This window comes from Streptomyces sp. NPDC001507 (assembly GCF_042894765.1).
Taxonomy (GTDB): domain Bacteria; phylum Actinomycetota; class Actinomycetes; order Streptomycetales; family Streptomycetaceae; genus Streptomyces.
In genome coordinates this window covers 680,919-705,493 of the sequence record NZ_JBIAVV010000004.1, presented here as the reverse complement: position 1 = coordinate 705,493, position 24,575 = coordinate 680,919, and the positions used below count along the sequence as shown (strand labels likewise).

At 72.2% G+C, this 24,575-nt stretch carries 22 protein-coding genes; 9 read left to right on the top strand and 13 right to left on the bottom strand.

The features are described 5' to 3' along the window. Positions 1 to 360 precede the first annotated feature (360 nt). From pstS to pstB, 4 genes are all read left to right on the top strand, one after another. Positions 361 to 1,494 (top strand): phosphate ABC transporter substrate-binding protein PstS, encoded by a 1,134-nt coding sequence (gene pstS, locus ACFY0K_RS17090; RefSeq protein WP_390640499.1) that lies wholly within the window; start codon positions 361 to 363, stop codon positions 1,492 to 1,494. A 144-nt stretch (positions 1,495 to 1,638) separates the two neighbouring features. Beyond that, a complete protein-coding gene (gene pstC, locus ACFY0K_RS17085; RefSeq protein ID WP_390640498.1) occupies positions 1,639 to 2,649 on the top strand; it encodes a phosphate ABC transporter permease subunit PstC in 1,011 nt (336 codons plus the stop codon). Next, positions 2,646 to 3,704 (top strand): phosphate ABC transporter permease PstA, encoded by a 1,059-nt coding sequence (gene pstA, locus ACFY0K_RS17080; RefSeq protein WP_390640497.1) that lies wholly within the window; start codon positions 2,646 to 2,648, stop codon positions 3,702 to 3,704. The genes pstC and pstA overlap by 4 nt, the downstream gene beginning before the upstream one ends. A 41-nt stretch (positions 3,705 to 3,745) precedes the next feature. Further along, positions 3,746 to 4,522 carry a phosphate ABC transporter ATP-binding protein PstB gene (gene pstB, locus ACFY0K_RS17075; protein ID WP_390640496.1) on the top strand — a complete coding sequence of 259 codons (777 nt, stop codon included), beginning with the start codon at positions 3,746 to 3,748 and terminating at the stop codon, positions 4,520 to 4,522. 422 nt (positions 4,523 to 4,944) lie between these two features. On the opposite strand, the gene ACFY0K_RS17070 is transcribed toward pstB, so the two are convergent. Both ACFY0K_RS17070 and ACFY0K_RS17065 read right to left on the bottom strand, forming a co-directional pair. Further along, positions 4,945 to 5,943, bottom strand: a complete 999-nt coding sequence (locus tag ACFY0K_RS17070) for an inorganic phosphate transporter (protein WP_351961573.1) — start codon at positions 5,941 to 5,943, stop codon at positions 4,945 to 4,947. Positions 5,944 to 5,950: 7 nt separating this feature from the next. Beyond that, entirely contained in the window at positions 5,951 to 6,571 is a 621-nt protein-coding gene (locus ACFY0K_RS17065) for a DUF47 domain-containing protein (protein WP_382720715.1), read from the bottom strand. A gap of 197 nt (positions 6,572 to 6,768) precedes the next feature. Between ACFY0K_RS17065 and ACFY0K_RS17060 the strand changes: the two genes are divergently transcribed. After that, positions 6,769 to 7,107, top strand: coding sequence for a metal-sensitive transcriptional regulator (locus ACFY0K_RS17060; RefSeq protein WP_352089325.1), 339 nt, complete (start codon positions 6,769 to 6,771; stop codon positions 7,105 to 7,107). Positions 7,108 to 7,144: 37 nt separating this feature from the next. On the opposite strand, the gene ACFY0K_RS17055 is transcribed toward ACFY0K_RS17060, so the two are convergent. The 3 genes from ACFY0K_RS17055 to ACFY0K_RS17045 form a co-directional block, all read right to left on the bottom strand. Beyond that, positions 7,145 to 7,312 carry a hypothetical protein gene (locus ACFY0K_RS17055; RefSeq protein WP_294008537.1) on the bottom strand — a complete coding sequence of 56 codons (168 nt, stop codon included), beginning with the start codon at positions 7,310 to 7,312 and terminating at the stop codon, positions 7,145 to 7,147. A gap of 104 nt (positions 7,313 to 7,416) precedes the next feature. After that, on the bottom strand, positions 7,417 to 8,271 hold the full coding sequence (locus ACFY0K_RS17050; RefSeq protein ID WP_390640495.1) for a hypothetical protein: 855 nt from the start codon (positions 8,269 to 8,271) through the stop codon (positions 7,417 to 7,419). Positions 8,272 to 8,647: 376 nt separating this feature from the next. Continuing rightward, a complete protein-coding gene (locus ACFY0K_RS17045; RefSeq protein WP_390640494.1) occupies positions 8,648 to 11,458 on the bottom strand; it encodes an ATP-binding protein in 2,811 nt (936 codons plus the stop codon). 240 nt (positions 11,459 to 11,698) lie between these two features. Here ACFY0K_RS17045 and ACFY0K_RS17040 point away from each other — a divergent pair, with 240 nt between their 5' ends. Then, positions 11,699 to 12,703, top strand: a complete 1,005-nt coding sequence (locus tag ACFY0K_RS17040) for an alpha/beta fold hydrolase (RefSeq protein WP_390640493.1) — start codon at positions 11,699 to 11,701, stop codon at positions 12,701 to 12,703. Next, a complete protein-coding gene (locus ACFY0K_RS17035; RefSeq protein WP_382720725.1) occupies positions 12,700 to 13,158 on the top strand; it encodes a cupin domain-containing protein in 459 nt (152 codons plus the stop codon). Before ACFY0K_RS17040 ends, ACFY0K_RS17035 begins: the two co-directional genes overlap by 4 nt. 6 nt (positions 13,159 to 13,164) lie before the next feature. Here the strand turns inward: ACFY0K_RS17035 and ACFY0K_RS17030 are convergent, their stop codons facing one another. From ACFY0K_RS17030 to ACFY0K_RS16995, 8 genes are all read right to left on the bottom strand, one after another. Then, a complete protein-coding gene (locus ACFY0K_RS17030) occupies positions 13,165 to 16,086 on the bottom strand; it encodes an AAA family ATPase (RefSeq protein ID WP_390640492.1) in 2,922 nt (973 codons plus the stop codon). A 75-nt stretch (positions 16,087 to 16,161) separates the two neighbouring features. Beyond that, positions 16,162 to 16,578 (bottom strand): NUDIX hydrolase, encoded by a 417-nt coding sequence (locus tag ACFY0K_RS17025; RefSeq protein ID WP_390640491.1) that lies wholly within the window; start codon positions 16,576 to 16,578, stop codon positions 16,162 to 16,164. After that, positions 16,575 to 17,597, bottom strand: a complete 1,023-nt coding sequence (locus ACFY0K_RS17020; protein WP_390640490.1) for a CHAD domain-containing protein — start codon at positions 17,595 to 17,597, stop codon at positions 16,575 to 16,577. The genes ACFY0K_RS17025 and ACFY0K_RS17020 overlap by 4 nt, the downstream gene beginning before the upstream one ends. Continuing rightward, the gene (locus ACFY0K_RS17015; RefSeq protein WP_390640489.1) at positions 17,578 to 19,935 is read right to left on the bottom strand and encodes an RNA degradosome polyphosphate kinase; all 2,358 of its coding nucleotides are present in this window, start codon (positions 19,933 to 19,935) and stop codon (positions 17,578 to 17,580) included. Before ACFY0K_RS17015 ends, ACFY0K_RS17020 begins: the two co-directional genes overlap by 20 nt. A gap of 210 nt (positions 19,936 to 20,145) precedes the next feature. Further along, entirely contained in the window at positions 20,146 to 20,940 is a 795-nt protein-coding gene (locus tag ACFY0K_RS17010) for a hypothetical protein (protein WP_390640488.1), read from the bottom strand. Continuing rightward, positions 20,937 to 21,842: an ABC transporter permease gene (locus ACFY0K_RS17005; protein ID WP_390640487.1), complete on the bottom strand. Its 906-nt coding sequence runs from the start codon at positions 21,840 to 21,842 to the stop codon at positions 20,937 to 20,939. Before ACFY0K_RS17005 ends, ACFY0K_RS17010 begins: the two co-directional genes overlap by 4 nt. Then, on the bottom strand, positions 21,839 to 22,717 hold the full coding sequence (locus ACFY0K_RS17000) for an ABC transporter ATP-binding protein (RefSeq protein ID WP_390640486.1): 879 nt from the start codon (positions 22,715 to 22,717) through the stop codon (positions 21,839 to 21,841). The genes ACFY0K_RS17005 and ACFY0K_RS17000 overlap by 4 nt, the downstream gene beginning before the upstream one ends. Beyond that, positions 22,714 to 23,115 (bottom strand): GntR family transcriptional regulator, encoded by a 402-nt coding sequence (locus ACFY0K_RS16995; protein WP_351961596.1) that lies wholly within the window; start codon positions 23,113 to 23,115, stop codon positions 22,714 to 22,716. Before ACFY0K_RS16995 ends, ACFY0K_RS17000 begins: the two co-directional genes overlap by 4 nt. A gap of 111 nt (positions 23,116 to 23,226) precedes the next feature. Between ACFY0K_RS16995 and ACFY0K_RS16990 the strand changes: the two genes are divergently transcribed. Together ACFY0K_RS16990 and ACFY0K_RS16985 are read left to right on the top strand one after the other, a co-directional pair. Further along, on the top strand, positions 23,227 to 23,769 hold the full coding sequence (locus ACFY0K_RS16990; RefSeq protein WP_351961559.1) for an RNA polymerase sigma factor: 543 nt from the start codon (positions 23,227 to 23,229) through the stop codon (positions 23,767 to 23,769). Next, positions 23,766 to 24,575 (top strand): zf-HC2 domain-containing protein, encoded by an 810-nt coding sequence (locus ACFY0K_RS16985; protein ID WP_390640485.1) that lies wholly within the window; start codon positions 23,766 to 23,768, stop codon positions 24,573 to 24,575. Before ACFY0K_RS16990 ends, ACFY0K_RS16985 begins: the two co-directional genes overlap by 4 nt.

Genomic DNA, 24,575 nt, shown 5'->3' with positions numbered 1-24,575 from the left:
GTGCCTTTCGCTTCGGCTGTCGTGGGACGAGACGGCGTCCGTCGCACACGGGTTCCCGTGCGGTGTAACGAACGCTGTGACGCCGTAACGACTGCGATGGCGAACGGCGAAGAAATGTTCGCGTAACCCGCTCGTTGGAACCGGCATGTGCCCTCACCGTAAGCGTTCCGTGACCTAACCGGGTCGACGGCAGGGGTTCACCCTCCGTTTACCTATGGCCATCGGCCGCTTCACCTGTTCTGCCTAATTTCGGCCTTACCGGGTGCGGTGAGCGGTCGTAAATGCCCAGTCAGGAGGCCCTCACTCACCATCTACTTCGCACGCCGCCGAAGGTGGCGCCTCTGGAAGGAACTCCCGAAAGTGAAGCTTCAGCGCAAGAACCGGCTGCGCGCCCTGTCTCTCGGTGCTGTCGCTGTCTCCGGCGCCCTGGCCCTGACGGCGTGCGGCTCCAACGACAACGGCAGCAGCAGCGGTTCGAGCAGCAACCCCTCGACCTCTGCCAACGCCAGCTCCATCAAGTGTGACGACGCCAAGGGTCAGCTGCTCGCCGACGGCTCCTCCGCGCAGAAGAACGCGATCGACGCCTGGGTCAAGAACTTCTCGCAGGCCTGTGGTGTGCAGATCAACTACAAGGGCTCCGGCTCCGGCGCCGGTGTGACCGCCTTCACGCAGGGCCAGGTCGCCTTCGCCGGTTCCGACTCCGCGCTGAAGCCGGATGAGGTCACCGCCTCCAAGAAGGTCTGCTCCGGCGGCCAGGGCATCGACCTTCCGATGGTCGGCGGCGCCATCGCGATCGGCTACAACGTCCCGGGTGTCGACAACCTGGTTCTGGACGCGCCGACCCTCGCCAAGATCTTCGACAGCAAGATCACCAACTGGAACGACGCGGCGATCAAGAAGCTGAACCCGACCGCGAAGCTCCCGAACCTGAAGATCCAGGCGTTCCACCGCTCGGACGAGTCGGGTACGACGGACAACCTGACCAAGTACCTGATCGCCACCACCCCGTCCAACTGGAAGTACTCCGGCGGCAAGGCCTGGCAGGCCAAGGGCGGCCAGTCCGCTCCGCAGTCCGCGGGTGTCGCCCAGCAGGTCAAGCAGACCTCCGGCGCCATCGGCTACTTCGAGCTCTCCTACGTCTCGGACGGCATCAAGGCCGCCAGCATCGACACGGGCGCCAGCAAGCCGGTCGCCCCGTCCACCGCGTCCGCCACCGCCGACATCGCGGCCGCCCAGGTCGTCGGCACCGGCAAGGACCTGTCGCTGAAGCTCGACTACAAGACCAAGGCCGAGGGCGCGTACCCGATCAGCCTGGTCACCTACGAGATCGCCTGCGACAAGGGCAACAAGGCCGACACCCTCCCGGCGACCAAGGCGTTCCTGCGCTACATCGCCTCCGAGGACGGCCAGAAGATCCTCTCCACGATCGACTACGCCCCCGTCCCCGACGAGATCATCACCAAGGTCCGCTCCACCGTCGAGGGCCTGAGCTAAAGATCCGCGAGTGCGGCCGAGTTCCGGAAGGAGCCCGGCCGCACCGTCCGGTGCACCGCCGCCCGGAGCCGAACGCCCCTACGTGCGGGACGTACGGCTCCTCCGAGCCGCCCCACAGGGCGACTCCGCAGACCGGAGAACCCGATGGACATATCGACGCAGACAGCAGACGCATCTCCCCCGACGCCCCCACAGCCCTCCGCGGCCCAGCAGAAGCGCAACGCGCGCGGTGCCACCCGGATCGGTGACCGAGTCTTCCTCGGTTTCTCCCGCGGTTCCGGCATCCTGCTCCTGGTGATCATGGCCGCGATCGCGGTCTTCCTCACCTACCGGGCCGCCCTCGCGATCAACCGCGACCACGGCAACTTCCTCACCACCTTCGAGTGGAACACCAACCTCATCCCGCCGAGCTTCGGCATCGCGGTGCTCGCCTTCGGCACGGTCGTCTCCTCGATCATCGCCATGGCCATCGCGGTCCCGATCGCGGTCGCGATCGCGCTGTTCATCACGCACTACGCTCCGCGCCGCCTGGCCGGCCCGGTCGCCTACGTGATCGACCTGCTCGCCGCCGTGCCGTCCATCGTGTACGGCCTGTGGGGCGGCCTGATCCTCGTACCGCACATGACCGGCCTGTTCGGCTGGCTGAACGACTACTTCGGCTGGACCGGGATCTTCTCCTGGGACGGCGGCGCCCCGCGCTCGATCCTGACCGTCTCGATCCTGCTCGCGATCATGATCCTGCCGGTCATCACCAACGTGAGCCGCGAAGTCTTCCGCCAGGTCCCGCAGATGCACGAAGAGGCCGCCCTGGCCCTCGGCGCCACCCGCTGGGAGGTCATCCGGATGTCGGTGCTGCCCTTCGGCCGCTCCGGCGTGATCTCCGCCTCGATGCTCGGCCTCGGCCGCGCCCTCGGCGAGACGATGGCCGTCGCCACCGTGCTCTCCCCGGACTTCGACATCCACGCCAGCCTGCTCAACCCGGGCGGCGGCACCTTCGCCCAGAACATCGCCAGCAAGTTCGGCGAGGCGACCTCCGACGGCCGTGACGCGCTCATCGCCTCCGGTCTGGTCCTCTTCGTCATCACGCTGCTGGTCAACGGCGCGGCCCGCGTGATCATCGCCCGCCGCGCGGAGTACTCGGGGGCCAACGCATGAGCACCGCAGCAGTCGACAGGCGCGCCAGCACCCTGCGCGGTGCCAGCCTCCCGAAGTGGACCCCCTACGCCATCGTCGGCGGATCCATCGTCCTCGGCGTGCTCATCGGTCTCGTGGCCGGCCTGGACAGCAAGGTCCAGTGGGGCCTGATCGCCGGCCTCCTCTACGTCCTCGGCACCTATGTCGTCGCCGCCCGCGTCGAGGGCCGCCGACAGGCCAAGGACCGGGTCGCGACCTCGCTGGTCTGGGTCGCCTTCGTCATCGCCGTGGTCCCGCTGGTCTCCCTGCTCTGGGTGACCATCTCGCGCGGTGTGAAGGTTCTGGACCCCTACTTCCTCTCCCACTCCATGGGCGTCGTCGCCGACTCCCAGCCGGGCGGTGGCGCCTACGCGGCCATCATCGGCTCGCTGGAGCAGGTCGGCCTCGCCACCCTGATCGGCGCCCCGATCGGCATCCTCACCGCGATCTACCTCGTGGAGTACGGGCGCGGCCGCCTCGCCAAGGCCGTCACCTTCTTCGTGGACGTGATGACCGGTATCCCCTCGATCGTCGCGGGTCTGTTCATCCTCAGCCTCATGCTGATCTTCGACATGCAGCCCTTCGGCTTCGCCGGATCGCTGGCCCTGGCCATCCTGATGATGCCGGTGGTCGTGCGCTCCACCGAGGAGATGCTCAAGCTCGTCCCGAACGAGCTGCGCGAGGCGTCCCTGGCGCTCGGCGTGCCCAAGTGGCGCACCATCCTGAAGGTGGTCCTGCCGACCTCCATCGGCGGTATCACGACCGGTGTCATGCTGGCCATCGCCCGTATCGCGGGTGAGACGGCGCCGGTTCTGCTGCTGGTGTTCGGCAACCCGTTCATCAACAACAACCCCTTCGAGGGTGCGCAGTCGTCGCTGCCGCTGTTCATCTACCAGCAGTACGCGAACAGCGCCGGTGCCAACGCGGCCTACGACCGTGCCTGGGCGGCCTCGCTCACGCTGATCGCCTTCGTGATGATCCTGAACCTGGTGGCCCGCGGCATCGCCCGCTGGAAGGCCCCCAAGACCGGTCGCTGACGCGGCCTCACAGCGACCGACTGTCTGGAAGTGAAGAAGTAATGTCCAAGCGAATCGACGTAAGCGGGCTCACCGCCTACTACGGCTCCCACAAGGCCATCGAAGACATCTCGATGAACATCGAGCCGCGCACCGTCACGGCGTTCATCGGCCCCTCCGGCTGCGGCAAGTCCACGTTCCTGCGCACGCTGAACCGCATGCACGAGGTCACGCCCGGCGGCCGCGTCGAGGGCAAGGTCCTCCTCGACGACGAGAACCTCTACGCCGCCAACATCGACCCGGTGGCGGTGCGCCGCGAGGTCGGCATGGTGTTCCAGCGTCCGAACCCCTTCCCCACGATGTCGATCTTCGACAACGTGGCCGCGGGTCTGAGGCTGAACGGCAACTTCAAGAAGAGCGAGCTCGGCGACATCGTCGAGAAGTCGCTCAAGGGCGCGAACCTCTGGAACGAGGTCAAGGACCGCCTGAACAAGCCGGGCTCCGGGCTCTCCGGTGGTCAGCAGCAGCGTCTGTGCATCGCCCGCGCGATCGCGGTCGAGCCGAAGGTGCTGCTCATGGACGAGCCCTGCTCCGCCCTCGACCCGATCTCCACCCTCGCCATCGAGGACCTGATCGGCGAGCTGAAGGAGCGCTTCACGATCGTCATCGTGACGCACAACATGCAGCAGGCGGCGCGTGTCTCGGACCGTACGGCGTTCTTCAACCTGGCCGCCGTCGGTCAGCCGGGCAGGCTGATCGAGATCGACGACACGGAGCGGATCTTCTCCAACCCGTCGGTCCAGGCCACGGAGGACTACATCTCCGGCCGCTTCGGCTGAGCCGAGGATTTCACCGACCCCTCGCGGTGCTGCATGGCGGTGCCACCGCGAGGACGCAAAAGGGCCCGCCCCTGGCTCCCGGGGGCGGGCCCGCCCTTTTGTTTCCCTTCAGCCCACCCGCCCACCCGACTCGGTTCGCCGAGAGGCGAGGCCGCAACCGGGCGGGGCTGCCGGCCGGCGGCTGCGGGCCGGGGGGTGCGGAGGAGCCGCGGGGGCTCCTTGTCGTACGGCGGCTGCGGGTGCGTTGGGGCTGGTCGCGCAGTTCCCCGCGCCCCTTACGGGGCTTGTGGTTGCCGTCCCTCGGGGGGCGAGGTCGTGGTCGGGCTTCGAGTGCGGGCTGGTGGGGGGGCTGGTCGCGCAGTTCTCCGTGCCCCTTACGGGGCTTGTGCTTGTTGTCCGCTGTACGTGGGGAAGGGCCGTGGCTACAGGAGCGTCAGGTCGACGATGCCGAAGGCTGCTGCGGCTACGAGGGCTGCCGCGGGCATCGTGATGAACCAGCCCAGGACGATGTTCTTGGCGACGCCCCAGCGGACCGCGTTCACGCGCTTGGTCGCGCCGACGCCCATGATGGCCGAGGTGATGACGTGGGTCGTGGAGATGGGGGCCTTGAAGAGGAACGCGGTGGTGAACATGATCGACGCACCGGTGGCCTCGGCGGCGAAGCCCTGCGGGGGGTCGAGTTCGATGATCTTGCGGCCGAGGGTGCGCATGATGCGCCAGCCGCCCGCGTAGGTGCCGAGGGAGAGCATCGCGGCACAGACGATCTTGACCCAGACCGGGATCGGGTCGCCGTACGTCTCGTGGCCGGAGATCACCAGTGCCATGACGACGACGCCCATCGTCTTCTGGGCGTCCTGGAGGCCGTGGCCGAGGGCCATGCCGGCCGCGGAGACGGTCTGGGCGATGCGGAAGCCCCGCTTCGTCTTGTGCGGGTTGGAGCGCCGGAACAGCCACATGATGGCCGTCATGACCAGGTAGCCGAGGATCAGGCCGACGACGGGGGACAGGAACATCGGGATAATGATCTTGTCCACGACGCCGTTCCAGAGGACGGTCGTGCCGCCGGCCAGCGCCGCCCCCACCAGGCCGCCGAACAGGGCGTGGGAGGAGGACGAGGGCAGGCCGAAGTACCACGTCACGAGGTTCCAGACGATCGCGCCGACCAGCGCCGCGAAGAGGATGCCCAGGCCGGTGGAGCCCTTGGGGGTCTCGATCAGGCCCTCACTGACCGTCTTGGCGACCCCGGAGCCCAGGAACGCGCCCGCGAGGTTCATCACGGCCGCCATCGCGAGGGCCGCGCGCGGCGTCAGTGCGCGGGTGGAGACCGAGGTGGCGATGGCGTTCGCCGAGTCGTGGAAACCGTTCGTGTACGTGAAGAAGAGCGCGACCAGGATGGTCACGACGAGCGCGAGGGTGTCCATCGACGGCTCAGGACTCCTTGACGGCGATGGTCTCCACCGTGTTCGCCACGTGCTCGAACGCGTCCGCCGCCTCTTCCAGGACGTCCACGATCTGCTTGAGCTTCAGCACCTCGATCGCCTCGTACTTGCCGTTGAAGAGGTGCGCGAGGAGCTTGCGGTGGATCTGGTCCGCCTGGTTCTCCAGACGGTTCACCTCGATCCAGTACTCGGTGAGGTTGTCCAGCGTGCGCAGGTGCGGCATCGCCTCGGCCGTCAGGTCGGCGGCCCGCGCCAGCACCTCGATCTGCTGCTCGACGCCCTTGGGCAGTTCCTCGACGTTGTAGAGGACGACCAGGTCGACGGCCTCCTCCATGAAGTCCATGATGTCGTCGAGGGACGACGCGAGGTTGTAGATGTCCTCGCGGTCGAAGGGCGTGATGAACGAGGAGTTCAGCTGGTGGAAGATCGCGTGCGTGGCGTCGTCACCTGCGTGTTCCGCTGCCCGCATACGCTCTGCGATCTCGGCCCGGGCAGACGTGTCCGCCCCGAGCAGTTCCATCAGGAGTTTCGAGCCCGTGACGATGTTGTCCGCGGACGCGGCGAACATGTCGTAGAAGCTCGTCTCCCTGGGGGTCAGACGAAAGCGCACTTGGGGTCCTCGGTATGCATGGGTTTCGGTCAGGCTGATGCTAAGCGCATCATCCGGCCACGGCTAATGGGCCGTCCTCCAGTTTCGCCCATCGGGCTCGGTGATCATGAGGGGGGCGTCCCGAGGGCCCTATACCCAGCAGAGTTCGTTACCATATACCCACCAGGGGTATATGAATCGACGACGCGGAGGACGCGATGACGACCACCGAGGCCGGCGCCACGACGCCCTCCGGAAGCGGAGCGCCGGCGACCACGCACGGCTACCACAAGCAGAAGGACGAGCACCTCAAACGGCTGCGCCGGATCGAGGGCCAGATCCGGGGCCTGCAGCGCATGGTCGACGAGGACACCTACTGCATCGACATACTCACCCAGGTCTCCGCCTCGACCAAGGCCCTCCAGTCGTTCGCCCTGCAACTGCTCGAGGAGCACCTGCGGCACTGCGTCGCCGACGCGGCCGTCAAGGGCGGGTCGGAGATCGACGCGAAGGTCGAGGAGGCCACCCAGGCCATCGCCCGCCTGCTGCGGACCTGAGCAGCGCCGGGCGGGCCCGACCGGCTGCCGGCCTGAATCAGTAGGCCTCGCGCTCCTCGGCGACGCGCAGCACCTCGTCGATACTCTCCAGGCTGAGCCGGTCCTCGGCGGCCGACGCCGCGATGATCAGCTCTCCGCACAGCTCGATCTCGGCGAGGGCCACGTGGTCCTGAACTGCCGTACCGCCGACCGGAGCCACGTGCATCACCTCTTCTCTGCCGTCACCGACTCTCTAGAGTAGGCAGCGGTCTACACAACGCGCATGGCACGGACGGGCTAGTTCACAGGTTGTACGGAGCCGTTCCCTGACTAGTGCGTCGGCTGGTTTTCGGCGATCCGGCCCGCGTAGATGTCCTCGGAGCGTGGCAGTTTCACGTCGACCGGAGTGCCGAAACCGTACAGCAGAGTCGTCGAGGCGACCGCCACCGTGCCCTTGCCGCTGTCGTTGACGAAGCTGAACCGCTGCCGCAGTTTCCGGATCCGGCCCTGGTCGTCGAGGTACACGTCGAACGGGACCTCGGGGGTGGCGAACCCTTTCGCCGCGGCGGCCAGAGCGGCCCGGCCCCCGGCCGACGCCGAGCGGGCCGCGGCCGCGAGGTCGGCGGTGCCCCGGTAGTGCCGGACCTCGGTCCCGGCGAGTTCGGTCCTGCCCAGGTACGTCGCCGTCCGCGTGCCGCGCAGCAGTTCGGCCGCCGCGAACGGGTCGGTCGCGCCGCCGGTGACCAGGTTGCCGTCGGAGAGGCTCGCGGTCTCCACGCGTACCCACTTGTCGGCCGGCACCCCGGCGCCCCGGTTCTTCATGAACAGCGCGCCCGGGGCGAGGAGTTCGGTGATCGGGCGGTGCTCGGAGGCGCCGGCCGGGTCCTGCGGGAGGACGACCGTGAGCCTGCCGAGCTGCCGGTCGTAGTCGTAGACGCCCTTGCCGCGGATGGTGACCCGGGTGCCGCCGGTGGCCATCTCCATCGAGGTCGTGGCCTTGGAGGTGCGGGTGGCCCGCAGGGTGTCCGCCGCGCGCTTCAGGAGGGGGACCGGGTTGGCGCCGGGGGAACCGCTGACGCCCTCGGCCGTGGCGCCGCCACAGCCGGTGGCGCAGGCGCCGAAGGCGACCACGAGCCCTACGGTGACGGCCGTCTTCCCAGCGCGCCAGTGCTGCCGCCGATCCATTGCCTGCCTACCCCCAGCCGGTACGTCCGTCACGGGTCCCGCGTCGTTCCGCTTAACGAGGGGTCGGTGGGGCCGTCACGCATACCGGTGCTTTACCGAGCGTGGGTAACGTTGTCGGCGTGGCGCAGGAGGACGGTTCAGGGCGGGCCTGGCAGGGACACGAACACCACACGAGCACGGTCGAACAGGGGCGGTTCTGTTTCGCCCGCTGCACCTGCGGATGGCGGGGACCGGCAAGACGGGCGAGAAGCCTCGCCCGCACGGACGGCGAGGGACACAGAGCCCAGGCGTGAGGGGCGGCAGCGCCCCGTAGGGGCGCGAGGAACTGCGCGACCGGCCACGACGGTGCCGCGGCCGACCGACGGCGGTGGCCGGCTCAGCTCTCCAACGCCTGCAGCGCTTGCCCGAGTTGACGCCGCGACGAGATGCCGAGCTTGGCGTAGATGTGCGACAGGTGGTACTCGACGGTCTTCTGGCTGACGTAGAGCTCGGCCGCCGCTTCCTGGTTGGTCCGGCCGCCTGCCACCACGTACGCCACGGACAGTTCGCGTTCGGTGAGGGTCAGCAGCCGGCTGGGGGCCTGCGGGGGCGCGGTGAGCCCGCCGGCCGCCAGCCGGGCGTCGCAGCGCTGGAGGAACGGGGTGGCCCGCAGTGCGCTGAAACGGCCGTGCGCCGTGTGCAGCCACATCGCGGCCGTACGCCGTGAGGCGGCCTTGGTGGCCAGCAGGAGCCTGCCGTATTCCTGTTCCGGCAGGGCGCGGTGGAGCGGGGGCGCGTCGGCGGGGTCCGTCGCCGCGGCGACGGCGGCGACCGCCTGCTCGTAGATCTCCAGGGCGTCGTGCGGGCGGCCGCGGGCCTCGGCGACGAGGCCGGCGAGTCTGGCCACCACGACCTGGAGGTAGCCGGTGCCGTCGAACGCCTGCCGCATCTCGTCCAGCGCGGCCGCGGCCGCTTCCGGCTGTCCGCAGCCGGTCAGGGCCTCGACGAGCAGCGACTGCTGCCAGAGCCCGAACGGCCGGTACCGGAGCCGGACCGTGCCGCCCGCGGAGCCCGGCGTGCCGTCGAGCAGCGGCGTGAGCGCGCGCAGCATCGCCGGGTGGTCGGCGCGGGCCTGCGCCACCGTGGCCCCGGCGAGCGACCAGTAGACGATCTCGGTCGACGCGCCGAGGGTCTTCGCGAGGCGGGCGAGGTTGTCGACGTGGTCCAGGGCGGCGTCCCACTCGCCCCGGCCGGCCAGCACGCAGACGGCCGAGAAGCGGGCCGCCGCGTCGCCGAGCAGCTGGTCGTGGGTGGCCGCCACCGCGAGCGCCCGGTCCGCGACCGACTCGCTCTCGTTCCAGTCGCCCGCGAGGTAGTGGACGACGGACAGCAGGGCGAGCGTGAGCGGGCCCATCTTGGCGCCGGCGCCCTGCCGGTCGCGCGCCGCCGCGGTCTGCAGATCGGCGCGCGCGGGAGCGAGTTCGCCGAGGAAGAGCCGCAGGACTCCCCGGGTGGCGAGCGTGTCGAGGCTGTGGTCGGGGACCGCCGAGCCGTCGTCCGGCAGGTGCGTGAGGTCCTCGAGGGCGGCACGCGGGCCCCGGTGCCAGAGCCGTCCGGTGGCCAGGGCGGCCCGGGTGAAGTCCGTGGTGGCCGGGTCCAGGTCGCCGATCGCGAGGGTCCGGCGGGCGACCTCCACGGTCTGGGCGCCGCGGCCGTGCCACAGGGTGATGTTGGCGAGGAAGGTGCCCGCCAGCACGGCGACCCAGTCGGCCGCAGGCTGCGCCAGAGCGTCCTGCCAGGCCCGGTCGAGGTGGGCCTCGGCGGCGGCGAACTGGCCCGCCATCATGTCCATCACGCCCAGCACGCAGCTGCGCAGCGGGCCCGGAGCGCACTCCTCGACCTGCGGGCGCAGCTTCGCGGACCAGCCGGGCAGCATGGTGAGCAGCGACTGGGCACAGGCGGTCAGGAGCAGTCGCTCGTGCTCCTCGCGGTGCTCCGACAGCGAGGCGGCCCACAACAGCCGGGTGGCGGCCAGGGCGTTGCGCCCGTTCGCCGCCTCCCGCATGCCGGACTCCTCCAGCTCGTCGGCGAGACGGGCGTCGGGCCCGCCGGCCGCGGCGACCCGGTGTGCCCAGCCCGCGGACGTGCTGACGACGGCGGCCGCGCCGGCGTGCAGGGCCCGGCGCCGGTCGGGGGTGAGCGTCTCGTACACGGCGTCGCGGTGCAGGGCGTGCACCAGGGCGACGGGGCTCTGGTGTTCCATCGGCCACCACTGCGCGAGCCCCGACGCCAGGGCGGGGCCGAGGGCACGGACCGGATCCGCGACCCCGGCCAGCCGTCCGGCCGTCGCCAGCGGCACCCGGGCGTCCAGCACCGCCAGCGCCGCGAGCAGGTCGCGGGAGCCCTTCGGGAGACGGTTGAGCTGGGCCCGGATCCCGACCCGCAGCGAGGGCGGCACCGGCCAGCGCTCCAGCACGCCGTCGTGGAGCGCGGCGGCGGGCACCTCGGCCAGCACCATACGGACGTACAGCGGGTGCCCCTGGGTGTAGGCGTACAGCCGCTCGATCAGGCCCGCCGCCAGCCGGCCCTCCACCAGCCCCTGGGCCAGCTGGGCCACCTCGCCGTCGCCGAGGCCGCGCAGCTCCAGCCTGACCGTCCGGTCAAGGGACCGCAGCAGCCGGTCCAGGGGCTCCGCCGCGGCCTCCGCGTCCGGACGGGTGGCCAGCACGGTCAGGACCCGGTCCGCCCACAGGCGCCGCAGCACGAAGCCCAGGGCCTGGACCGAGAGCCGGTCCGCCCACTGCAGGTCGTCCACCATCACGGCGACCGGCCGCCCGGACTCCTGGAGCGCCCCCAGCAGGAGCAGCAGCTGCCCGCCGACCGCGTGCGGGGCCGCTCCGGCGGGCGGCTCCCCGGCCAGCAGCGGGAACTGCGCGAGCAGTTCGCGGTCCACCCGCCGGGTGAGCTGGCCGATGACCCCGCCCGAGAAACCCGTCTCCGAGGCGTCGGCGGTGGCCCACAGGACGGTGTGGTCGTCCAGCGAGGCGGCGAACCTGCGCAGCAGGGCGGTCTTGCCGATCCCGGCCTCTCCCTCGACCACGGCGAGCCACGATTCCCCGGCCCGCACCCGGTCGGCGCACTCCGCCAACCGGGCCGACTCACCGAGGCGGCCCACGAACAGCCCCTCCGAACCAGCGCGCTCCAACACGAACCTCCGAGGGCCGGGCCTGCCGCAACCCGCAGGATATCGCCGGGAGGCGGCCCCTCGGGGCTCAGAGATCGTCAAGTCACCGGCAAACAACTGCCGTTCGGTGCCCGCGCGCGGGCCGCCCCGACCCCAGGGGCCGGCGCCCCCGGGGACTGTGGCTCCACCCCGATTCGAACCGCACGGCCCGAATGGTGTCCTGAGCCTCGGCAAGTCCGCACCGTTCCTTCCTAGGAGTTCCCCGTGCGACATCTCTCCGCCGTCTCCACCCCGAGAGCCCTCACCCTGCTGGCAGCGGCGGCGGCGCTCGGTCTGACGGCCGCCGGTGCCACGCCGTACGCGACCGCCGCACCCGCCACCCGGGCCGCCGCCGTGCGGGAGGACCTGCCGGCCGGCTTCACCCAGCACCGGACGCAGGTCGGAGCGCTCGGCCTCGACTACGTGATCGGCGGCCACGGCCCGACCCTGGTCCTCCTGCACGGCTACCCGCAGACCTGGTACGAGTGGCGGTACGTCATGCCCGCGCTCGCCGAGCACTACACGGTCGTCGCCCCCGACCTGCCCGGCGCCGGCCACAGCGACGCCCCGGTGAGCGGCTACGACAAGAAGAGCATGGCCGCGGACATCCACGGCCTGCTCGCCAAGATCGGCCACGACAAGGACATCCGGCTCGTCGGGCACGACATCGGCACGATGGTCGCCTACTCCTACGCCGCCGCCCACCCCGCCGACGTGCGGAAACTCGTGCTCAGCGAGGCCCCGATCCCGGACCCGGCCATCTACACCTTCCCGGCGCTGACGGCGGACGGTCCCGGCGCCTGGCACTTCGGGTTCTTCGCCCTCGGCAACGGCCTGCCGGAGGACCTCATCCAGGGCCGCGAGGAGGTGTGGACCGACCGGTTCATCGACGACCTGGAGGTCCACAAGGGCGCGGTCACCCCCGACGACGTCTCCGTCTTCGCCGGCTACCTGAAGGACCCGGCCCATCTCAAGGCGAGCCTCGCCTGGTTCCGGACGCTCCCGCAGGACATCAAGAACGACGCCGTCTACCAGAAGAAGAAGCTCACCATGCCGGTGCTCGCGATCGGGGCCGAAGGCAGCCTCGGCGACTCCGTGCCCAAGCAGGTCGAGAAGTACGCCACCCACGTCACCGGGGTCGTCGTACCCGACTCCGGCCACTGGCTCTACGAGGAGCAGCCGGCGGCGATGACCCGCATCCTGCTCACCTTCCTGAAGGGACGGTCATGACCGCACCGCACACGGCCGGGGAGCCGTTCTGGTTCCTCGGCGGGCAGGCCCGCGTGCTCGTGCCCAGCCGGGCCACCGGCGGATCGATCAGCGTCATGGAGTTCACCGACGCGGCGGGCCACGCACCCCCGCTGCACGTGCACGACGACGAGGAGGAGGTCTGGATCGTCCTGGACGGGAAGGTGACCTTCTTCGTCGGCGACCAGAAGTTCGACCTCGAACCCGGCCAGGCCGCGCACGGCCCGCGCGGTGTCGCGCACAGCTACCTCGTGCGCAGCAAGTCCGCCCGGCTGGCCACCGTCTTCTCGCCGGCCAGCGTCGAGGACTGGTTCGTGGCCAACGGCACGCCGGTGTCGAGCGTCGACGAGGCCCCGGCCGCCTTCGACATCGGCGCGATCATCGCCTCGGCCGAGGCGTACCGGGTACGGGTCGCGGGACCACCGCCCACCGAGTAGCACCGCTCAGGGCAGCCGGGCCTCGGCGTCCAGCACGGACGTCAGGTGACGCCGTGAGGTGACGCCGAGCTTCCGGAAGACCTTGCCGAGGTGGTACTCGACGGTCGAGACGCTGATGAACAGCCGGACCGCGATGTCGGCGTTCATCACCCCGCCGGCCGCGAGCCTGGCCACCTCCCGCTCCCGGCGCGTCAGTGCGCGGTCGGCCGGCTCGGTGCGGGTGCGGGCCTGTTCTCCGGTGGCCGCGAGCCCGGCGCGGGCCCGCTCGGCGAAGGCCACGGCTCCCATGCCGGCGAACATCCGGTGGGCCGTGCGCAGCTGGTCCCGGGCCCGGTCGCGCCGCTTGCGCCGCCGCAGCCACTCGCCGTACAGCAGACGGGACCGGGCCGCCTCGGTGACGATCCCGGTGCGGCCCAGCAGTTCCACGGACTCGGCGTAGTACGCCTCCGCGTGCTCGTCGTCGGCCATCAGCGCCCGGCAGCGGGCCAGCAGACCCTTCGCCCAGGGAGTGCCGCTCGCGGCCGCGCGCTCCTCCAGACGGGCCAGGGCCTGTTTGGCGGCGCGGTGGTCGCCGCTGCGCACGCCGGCCTCGACCACCTCGTGGAGCACCCGGGTCCCCGTGCCGGGGCGGTCGTTCTCCATCACCACGCGGGCGCAGGCCAGCGCCTGCGGATAGCGTCCGAGGCTGGTCTCCAGCACCGCGAGACAGGCCCGGGCCCGGTCGCCGAAGTCGTCGTTGCCGTGCTGCCGCACCCAGACCTCCGCGATCCCGGCAGCCGCCGCCCGCGTCTCGGCCTCCCGGCCGCTCCAGGCCAGCAGCTCGATCTGCTGGGCGGGCCCGTGCGGGGGCAGGTCCATGGCGGCGGCCAGCTCCGCGGCCTCCTCGAAGCCGGACCGGGCCGAGCCGAACCGGCCCGCCCGCACGTCCCACAGGGCCTGGACCATGAGAGCGGTCTGGAGGGCGCCCAGCGTGCTGGTGTCCCGGGCGTGGCCGGCCAACCGGGTGCAGGCCGCCCGCCCGCCCGCGTCGTCCCACACGTCCTCGGCCGCGAACAAGGCGAGCACCGCCAGCGGAACACCGTCCCAGCCCGGCTCCTCCTCGCCCCCGAACTCCTCGCCCCCGAACGCGCCGTCTCCGAACGGCTCGCCCCCGAACGGCTCGCCCCCGAACGCGCCGTCTCCGAACGGCTCGCCCCCGAACGGCTCGCCTCCGAAGTCCTCGCTCCCGAACGCCTGGAGCGCCCGCTTCAGCAGCGGTACGGCCGACGGGTGGTCGTCGTGGAGCCGCGTGGCCAGGCCCCTGAGCAGGAGATCGGCGGGCGCGGAATCCGTCGGCCGCAGCGCCGGGGACGCCAGCACCGCGGCGGCGAACTCGTACGGCGTGGTGGCGCCGGGGCCGCCGTGGCCCACCACCGCTGCGGCGAGCCCCTCGATCAGCAGCCGGCGGGCCAGTGGGGCGTCGGACTCGGCGACGGAGCGGGCCGCGTCCAGCAGGCGTGCCGGTATGCCCGTCAGCCGGGCGGAATACAGGTCCGCCCGCGTCCTCGTCTGCCGGACGCGGGCGCGCAGGAGGGCGTCGCCGGGGCCCAGTTCGGTCTCGGCCCGGTCCAGGGCGGCCTGTGCGGACGCCGGGTTGCCGAGCGCGAGGTGGGCGCGGGCGGCGGCGAGGAACCGCGGAACCCGGTCGGTGGGGGACAGTTCGGCCGCGCGGAAGAGGAACGCCGCCTGTGCGGCGGGTCCGCCGCCGGCCCGTGCGTGGCGTGCGGCCGCTTCGAGTTCGCCGGCGACCTCCGCGTCGAGTCCGACCGTCGCCTCGGCGCGATGCCAGGCCCGGCGGTCCGGGGCACGCACCGGGTCGGTGACCGCGGCCAGCGCCGCGTGCACGAGCCGGCGGTCCGCCGCCTCGGCACCCCAGTAGACGGCCGACCGGAAGACCGGGTGCCGGAACCCGGTCGCGTGCTCACGGGTGAGGATGCCCGCTGCCGTCGCCGGGTCCGCGGCGTGCGCGGGTATGCCGAGACATCCGGCCGCCCGCCAGCGCTCCGCCGACTCCTGCGGCGCGGCCGCCGCCATGAGCAGCAGCAGCGTCCGGGTCTCGGCGGGCAGCGCGCGGACCCGGCGCAGGAAGTGTGCCCGGAGCGGGCCGGGGACCGGCAGCGCCGGGGGCAGCGGCGCGGTGCCGGAGAGCTGCTCGGCGGTCAGCGTGCGGGTGAGCCGGAGCAGCGCCAGCGGGTTGCCGCCGGTCTCGGCGGCGATCCGGTCGGCCACCGCCGGATCGAGCCGGCCGGCGCTGTTCGCCGCGAGCAGGTCGCGGGCGTCGGCCGGGGGCAGCCCGGTCAGGGACAGGACGGGAATCCCGTCGAACGGACCCGGCCCGTCGCGGTCGTCGCGGCCGGCGAGCACCAGGGCGACGGCGTCCCCGTGCAGGCACCGGCCGACGAAGGCAAGGACGTCGGCCGACTCGGGGTCCAGCCACTGCACGTCGTCGACCAGAGCCAGCAACGGGCGGGCCGTGGCGGCGCCGGCGAGCAGCGTGAGGGCCGCCAGGCCGACCAGGTAGCGGTCGGCGACGGTTCCGGACACCAGGCCGAACGCGGCCCCGAGCGCCTCGCGCTGGGGCGGCGGCAGCGTGTCCAGGCCGTCCAGGAAGGGACGGAGCAGGCCGTGCAGGGCCGCGAAGCCGAACCGCGCCTCCGAGCGCACCCCGGCGATCTGGACGACCCGGTGCTCCGGGCAGGTCCCGGCCAGCCGGTCCAGCAGCCGGGTCTTGCCGATGCCCGGCTCACCGGTCAGCAGTACCGCGCCGCCCGGGCCGTCCTGGACCTGAGCGCCCGTCACATGACCTGCGAGCACCCGCAGTTCCTCGTGCCGGCCGACGAGCGGAACCCGGCGCAGGGCCCGCGCGGATACGGGCAGGTGTTCGGTCATGCCCGAACCAAAGCACCTGCGGCTGTTCAACTCCCCAGGGCCGGACCCCAGTCGGACCCTGGTTCGGTGGCGTTCCTAGGGGGTGTTGTGCAGCGAGGCCAGCAGTTCGTTCACCAGCTCGGCGTCGCGTGGCTGGGTCAGCCGTTGCCGGGCCTCCGCCGGGCGGAGCCACAGGATGCGGTCCACCTCGTGGTTCGGGGTGAAGTGGCCCTCGCCCGCCTCTGCGGCCCAGTAACGGACCTCCTTGGGACGGCCGTTGGCGTAGTAGTGGGCGGTGGAGAGTTCGCTGCCGAGGGCGGCCGCGTAGCCGGTCTCCTCCGCCACCTCGCGCAGCGCGCCCGTGACCGCGTCCTCGCCGTGCTTGAGCTTGCCCTTCGGGTGCGACCAGTCGTCGTACTTGGGGCGGTGGACGAGGCAGACCTCAAGGCCGCCGTCGACCGGCGAGCGGCGCCACAGGACGCAGCCCGCCGCCTGCACCGGGGAGTCGGTCACACGGCCTCCACCCGCTGCTTCTGCCACGCCTGCTGGAACTCGAACCTGGCCGCCTCCACCTCGTGCCGCTGGTCGGCGTGGAGGACGCCGAGGGCGTACGCGGTCGCGGGGGCGATGCGCGGGGTGCGGGCCGCCGCCGCGGCCGCGGCCGCGGCTTCCGAGGCGTCCCGGTGCCGGTTCAGGGCATGGCCGGCCGTGAGCAGTCGTACGTCCACGGGCGCGTCCCGGCCGGACAGCACCTCGCGGGCGTAGCGGTGCAGCCGCAGCAGGAGGCGGACCTGGTGCCAGGGGCCGTCCTGGGGATGCGGGGACGGGTCCGGGGACAGGCCGTGGACCAGGGCCTCCGCGTTGTAGGGGTGGCCCGCGGTGACCAGCGGGAGTGCCGCGATGGCGTCGGTGAGCCGCTCCTCGGCCGCCGACGCCAGCGGGCGCAGGTCGGTCGCGGGCGCCGTGGCCGTCAGCGGGACCTCGCTGGCCAGCACCGCGACCTTGTCGGCGACCGCGTGGAAACGGGAGGAGCCGAGCGCCTGGAGGGCCGTGGAGTGGGCCCGGGTGCGGGCGAGGGTGAGCTGGCGGTCGAGGAGGGCACCCGCCTTGGCCGCGCCCACCGTGAGGTTGCCGCGCTCGGCCACCGCCTCCGAAGTGGCCTGGTTCGGCAGGCTCGTCGAGCCGGAGAGGCGGTGCAGCGCCAGCAACAGGCGCTCCAGCCGGGCCTCGTAGGCGTGCTCAAGGCCCAGCGTGCCCGACAGCCAGGCGAGTTCGGGGCGGATCTCCTCGGACCAGTTGGCCTCCAGGAGTGGTCGGAAGGTGTGCAGGCTGCCGCTGATGCGCCGGGCCGAGCGGCGCAGGGCGCGGGCCGCGTCGACGGACTCCTCCGTCGCGCTCGCCGTCCCGGTCTCCCGGTGCAGGCGCAGCGCGCGGAGGAACTCCGTGGCCTGGGCGCGCAGGTAGCCCGCGAGGGCGTCCCCGGTCGTCACCCGGGCCGTCGGGTCCGTCGGTTCAAGGTGTTGCTGTGCCACGCCGGCGCCTCCGGGCGTCTATGAGCATCTCCTGGATGTTGCGCAGGGGCTGGCCGTCCGCGTCGGTCGCGTGCCGGGTCCATTCGCCGTCCGGGCCCAGGTGCCAGGAGGAGGTGGAGTCGGACATGCCGGTTTCGAGGAACCGGTTGAGCGCGGCCCGGTGAGCCGGGTCGGTGACCCGGACCAGCGCCTCTATCCGGCGGTCGAGGTTGCGGTGCATCATGTCGGCGCTGCCTATCCACACCTCGGGCTCGCCGCCGTTGCCGAAGGCGAAGACCCGGGAGTGCTCCAGGAAGCGGCCGAGGATCGAGCGGACCCGGACCGTCTCCGAGAGGCCCGCGACACCCGGGCGGATCGCGCAGATGCCGCGGACCCAGATGTCGACCGGCACGCCCGCCATGGACGCGCGGTACAGGGCGTCGATGATCGCCTCGTCCACCATCGAGTTGACCTTGATGCGGATGAACGCGGGGCGGCCGGCCCGGTGGTGCTGTATTTCCTTCTCGATGCGCGCGATCAGGCCGTCGCGCAGCGACTTGGGGGCCACCAGCAGGCGGCGGTAGGTCTCCCGGCGGGAGTAGCCGGAGAGCCGGTTGAACAGGTCGGACAGGTCCGCGCCGACCTGCGGGTCGGCGGTGAGCAGGCCGAGGTCCTCGTACAGCCTCGCCGTCTTCGGGTGGTAGTTGCCGGTGCCCACGTGGCTGTAGCGGCGGAGCGTCTCGCCCTCCTGGCGGACCACCAGGGACAGCTTGCAGTGGGTCTTCAGGCCGACCAGACCGTAGACGACGTGGCAGCCGGCCTCTTCCAGCTTGCGCGCCCACTTGATGTTGGCGTGCTCGTCGAAGCGGGCCTTGATCTCGACCAGGACGAGGACCTGCTTGCCGGCCTCGGCGGCGTCGATGAGCGCGTTGACGATCGGGGAGTCGCCGGAGGTGCGGTACAGGGTCTGCTTGATCGCGAGGACGTCCGGGTCCTCGGCGGCCTGCTCGACGAAGGCCTGCACGGAGGTGGAGAAGCTGTCGTACGGGTGGTGCAGCAGCACGTCCCGCTCGCGCAGGGCCGCGAAGATGTCGGGGGCGGACGCCGACTCGACCTCGGCGAGGTCGCGGTGGGTGCCCGCGATGAACTTGCGGTACTTCAGCTCCGGCCGGTCCAGGCTCGCGATGCGGAACAGGCCGGTGAGGTCGAGCGGGCCGGGCAGCGGGTAGACCTCGGCCTCGGAGATCTTCAGCTCGCGCACCAGCAGGTCGAGGACCTCGCGGTCGATGGACTCCTCGACCTCCAGGCGCACCGGCGGCCCGAAGCGGCGCCGCATGAGCTCCTTCTCCAGGGCCTGGAGCAGGTTCTCGGCGTCGTCCTCCTCGACCTCCAGGTCCTCGTTCCGGGTCAGCCGGAAGGCGTGGTGCTCCACGACCTCCATGCCCGGGAACAGCTCCTCCAGGTGGGCGCCGATGACGTCCTCGATGGGGACGTAGCGGCCCGGGGAGCTCTCCAGGAAGCGGGACAGCGACGGCGGCACCTTCACGCGGGCGAAGTGCTTGTGACCGCTGACCGGGTTGCGGACGACCACGGCCAGGTTCAGGGAGAGGCCCGAGATGTACGGGAAGGGGTGCGCCGGGTCGACCGCCAGCGGGGTCAGGACCGGGAAGATCTGGTGCCGGAAGAGCGTGAAGAGCCGCGCCTGCTCCTTCTCGGTCAGCTCGGCCCAGCGGACCAGGTGGATGCCCTCCTCGGCGAGCGCGGGGGCGACGTCCTCGTGGTAGCAGGCGGAGTGCCGGGCCATCAGCTCGCGGGAGCGGGCCCAGATCATCTCCAGCACCTCGCGGGGCTGCAGCCCGGAGGCGGAGCGGGTGGCCACGCCGGTGGCGATCCGGCGCTTCAGGCCCGCGACCCGGACCATGAAGAACTCGTCCAGGTTGCTCGCGAAGATCGCGAGGAAGTTCGCCCGCTCCAGCAGGGGCGTGTTCGGGTCCTCGGCCAGTTCGAGGACCCGCTCGTTGAACGCGAGCCAGCTGCGCTCCCGGTCGAGGAAGCGGCCCTGGGGCAGCTGGGCCCCGTCGACCTGCGACTCCTCGTACGTGTCGAGGTCGGCGTCGATGTCGGGTTCCAGGTCCGAGACCACGGCGGCCACGGTGTGCGGGCGGTGTGCGGCTATGGAGCCCACCGAGGGCTGGGCGTGCTGGACCTCGGCTGCCTGGGTGTTCTGCTGACTCATGACCCCATTCTTCCGCGCCCGGGCCGTGACGGGCGCGTCGGAACGCGCGGGTGGGAGCTGGACGACCCCGTTTCCCGCGAACCCCTCGGGGGGTGGCGAAGGCTCTGGCACGGCGGGCTTCATTGGCTGAGCGTCGCAAGTCCGTCTGAACCAATGGTTACGAAGACATGGCGTATGGGATAGCGGAGGGCGGCCCGCGGACGTCTGTGATCAGCCTCGGGAGGCCTTGGGGATCACGAAAGCGACGTTCCCGTACGACCTTCCCACCGGAGCTTCCCACAGGTCCCGTCCGCCCTGTCCGCCGTCCGGGGTACGCGTGGGACCGACGGTCCCTCAGCGGGCCCGGCGCCGCAAGAGGAGGAACGCGCCGGCCGTGGCCGCGGCGGTCAGGGCGAGCACCATCGCGGTGGCGCTGAGCTGCACCGCCCAGAAGCCGTGCAGCGGGCCGTGCAGCGGCAGCCAGGCCTCGCGCAGGTACAGCCTGGTCACCAGCGTCACCGCGGCGGCCGCACCGAGCGCCGGAAGGGTGCGGCCGAGCGCGATCCCGGCGAGGGCGCCGACGGCGAGGCCGAGCAGGAGCAGGGCCGGCAGCAGCGGGCCGTGCGGGATGAAGACGCGGTCGTAGGTCCAGCTGCTGACCAACTGCCCCTCGTCGGAGCCCCACACCCAGCCGAAGACCAGCGCGAGCACCCCACCCCCGGCGACCAGCGGCAGGGCGGCCGCGGTCAGCTTGCCGGACAGCCAGCGAGCCGGGGACACGGACTGGGTCCAGGCGAGCCTGGCGGTGCCGGACTCCAGCTCCCGGCCGATCAGCGCCCCGCCCGCCCAGGCGGCGACGGCGACGCAGGAGTAGGTGAGGACCTCACCGAGGAAGTTGAAGACGTTGTTGGCGTCCGTGAACGCCGAGTAACCGCAGCTGGGGAGGTCGTCACCCCGGACGGCGTAGTGGAAGCCCTGGCAGGCCCGCTCGGCGGGCACCTCGGCGAAGTGCACCCAGAGCAGCCAGCCGGTCACGAGCAGCGCGAACGCGGCCCAGACGAGCAGGGCGGGCCGGTGCAGCCGGCGCACGGAGCGGTGGGCGGACACGGGGCCGGGGGCCGGAGCGGGGGTGGCGGGCAGGGCGGTCATCGGGCGGTCGTCTTTCCGGTCAGGCGGCGCAGCGCCAGGAAGCAGCCCAGGGTCAGCAGGGCCGTCACGGCGAGGAGCAGGGCGGTACTGGTCAGCTGGAGCGGCCAGTAGTGCGAGGCGGGGTGGTAGTCGCCGGCGGGGACGGTGCCGCGCGGGCTCTCCCACACCGTCCAGGAGCTGTTGGGGAGGGCGTCGAAGGCCTCTCCGGTGCTGGTCCTCGTCGGCCACAGGCGGGGCAGGAGCAGCTGGAGGCCGGTCCAGACCGCGCCGGTGAGGACCAGGCCGAGACCCAGGGCGGGCAGGGTGCGGCGGGACAGCAGCCCGGTCAGCGCGCCCGCGGCCAGGCCGCACAGGGCCAGGGCGACGAGGGTGGGGCCGTTGGTGTGGAAGGTCCAGACGTCGTACCACTGCTTGGCGGTGTCGATACGGCCGTTGCCCGCGGTCCAGGCCAGGTGGTGCAGCCAGACCAGCAGCGCGGTCCCGGCGGCGACGGCCGCGGCCGGTACCGCGAGCCGGAAGGCCAGCCAGCGCACGGGGGTGCTGGACTGGGTCCAGGCCAGCCGGGCGGTGCCGGACTCCAGTTCCCTGCCGAACAGGCCACCGGCCCAGGCGGCCACCAGGAAGGGCACCGCGGCCGCGGCCAGGGTGGCGTAGTTGTACCAGTCCTTGTAGCGCACGATCGCGTTCTGGTCGTACCTGCACCGCCGCCAGTCCGTGCAGGCGTCGTACCGGCGCCAGGCGTCGGCCGCGGCGTCGGTCAGCGGGCCGTGCAGGACGAGGAGCAGGGCGGCGAGGGCCAGGACCAGGCCCGCCCAGACGTACAGCGCGGGGCGGTGCAGGCGCAGCAGCCAGCGGGTGAGGTGGACCCGAGGGGCCGGCGCGGCTGCGGTCAGGGTGGTCATACGGTGGCCTCCACCGCGGTCAGGGCCGGGGCCTCGGGGTTGCGGAGATGGGCGAGGACCAGCTCCTCCAGGGAGGGGGTGCCGGCGCGCCAGTGGGCGGGTAGCGGGCCGGCCGGGCGGACCAGGGCGCTGAGCTGCCGGCCGGTGGTCCGTGAGTCCACGACGGTGTGCGGGGCGAGGTCGGTGCCGGCCTCGGCGGCGATGCGGGCGTGGGCGGCCAGCAGGTCGTCGATCTCGCCGGCCAGCCGGACCCGGCCGCCGCCGATCAGCAGCAGGTGGTCGCAGGAGTCCTCCAGTTCGGCGACCACGTGCGAGGACATCGCGATGGTGGTGCCGTGCTGGGCGGCCTGCACCATCAGTACGCCCATCAGCTCGTGCCGGGCGAGCGGGTCGAGGTCCGCCATCGGCTCGTCGAGGAGCAGCAGTTCGGGCCGCTTGCCGAGGGCGAGGGCGAGCGCGACCCGGGTGCGCTGGCCGCCGGAGAGGGCACGGACCCGGGACTTCGGGTCCAGGTCGCCGGCGGCCACGACCTCGTGGGAGGCGGCCGCGTCCCAGCGCCCGGGGTTGAGGTCGGCGCCCATCGCCAGCGTCTCGGCGACCGTCAGCTGCGGGTAGAGCGGCTTGTCCTGGGCGACGTAGCCGACCCGGGTGCGCGCCTGGTCCGGGGTGGTGCCGAGGACGGTCAGCCCGCCCTCGGTGGCGCCGAGCAGACCGGCGGCGAGGGCGAGGAGCGTGGACTTGCCCGCCCCGTTGGGGCCGACGACGGCGCAGACCCGCCCGGCGGGGAGCCGGAAGGTGCAGTCGCGCAGCGCCCAGCCCCCGCGTCGGCCGAACCGTTTGCCGAGCGCGGACGCCGCTATCGCGGTGTCGGTCATGAACTCTCTCCTTGGAGGTGCTTCTCGAAGTGGGTCTCGAGTACGGCGGTGAAGAGTGCGGCCACGTCGTCGCGGTCCAGGCCGGCCGCACGGGCCCGGTCCGCCCAGTCCGCCAGCTCCCCGTGCAGGGGGGACTCGGCGGCCGGGGCGGAACCGAGCGAGCGCTTCACGAAGGTGCCGAGACCACGCCGGGCCTCGACCAGGCCCTCGCGCTCCAGCTCCCGGTAGGCCTTGAGGACGGTGTTGGGGTTGATGGCGGTGGCCTCGACCACCTCACGGGCGGCGGGCAGCTTGTCTCCCGGCTGGAGGTGCCCGAGGCGCAGCGCCTGTTTGGTCTGCTGGACGATCTGGACGTAGGTGGCGACGCCGGAGCGCCGGTCGATGCGGTACTCGACCACCCGTACAACCACCCTTTCACTAATTGAGTAGTGAAAGGGTGGTGGAAGCACTGCCCGAAAGTCAACCCGGGACCGGTGAACCGATCGCCGGGGCTCGTGCGATGAGGAGACGTGAGCGGAACGAGAAGCGACGGTGAGCTGCTGCGGGCCATAGCCGCGGACTCGGACCGGCGTGCCTTCGAGGAGCTGTACCGGCGGTACGCGCCGTGGCTGACCGCGCGGCTGCGCGGCCGGTGCGCGGACCCGGCGGTCGTCGACGACGTGGTGCAGGAGACCTTCCTCGCGGTGTGGCGGGGGACCGCCCGCTACCACGAGGACGGTGACGCCGCCGGGTGGCTGTGGCGGATCGGGTCGCGGCGGCTCGTCGACGCGCTGCGCGGCGACGGGGCCCGCGGCCGGCTGCGGCAGGCGCTGGCCCGGCTGCGCCACCGGGACGAGGCCTCGGCGGAGGAACGCGTGCTCGCGGGGGTGGAGCACGGGGACCTCGCCGGGGCCCTGGTCCGGCTCTCGCCCGAACTGCGGGCGGTGCTCCAGGCCACGGTGATCGACGGACTGACCACCCGGGAGGCCGCGGTCCTGCTCGGCATCCCGCCGGGGACGGTCAAGACCCGCGCGATGCGGGCGCGCAAGCAGCTGCGGGAGGAGCTGGCATGACCTGGCACGTGTCTGAAGAGGATCTACGGGCGTACGCGCACGGCGAGTTGGCGCCGCCACTGCTGTGGTCGGCCGACACCCACGTCGGCTCCTGCGCCGCGTGCAGGGCGGTACTGGCGTCCGTGTCGGACCCGGTCGCGCTGGACGCCGGCTGGGACCGCCTGGACGCCGAACTGGACGCGCCGAGCCCAGGGCTTGGCCAACGGCTCCTGGTCCGCCTCGGGGTCGCCGACCACACCGCACAACTGCTCACCGCGACCCCGGTGCTGCGCCGCTCCTGGCTGGCCTCGGTGGCGTTCGTGCTGGCGGCGACGGTGCTGGTGGTCGACGCGGTGGACGCCCCGGCGCTGTTCCTGGCCCTCGCCCCGCTGCTCCCGCTCGCCGCGGTGGCCCTGTCGTACGGACCGGTCCTCGACCCGACGTACGAGATCGCCGCGGTCGCCCCGACGCACGGGTTCCGGCTGCTGATGATCCGCACGGTGGCCGCGCTGACCGCCTCGCTCGGCCTCAACTGCCTGGCCGCGCTGGCCCTGCCCGGCTACGGCCTGCTCGCCTTCGGCTGGCTGCTGCCCGCCCTCGCGCTCACCGCGGCCGGCCTCGCCCTCTCCGCCCGGCTGGGTCCGCTGCTCGGGCCCGGACTGGTCGGCGGGGCGTGGACCGCCCTGATGGCGATGGCGGCGATGCACCCGGCGCACACGTCGGTCGCCTTCACCACGGCCGGGCAGTCGGTGGCCGCCGCGCTCGCCGCACTGGCGACGCTCCTGCTCCACCAGGTGCGCGACCGCTTCGACGCCAAGCCCTACTGA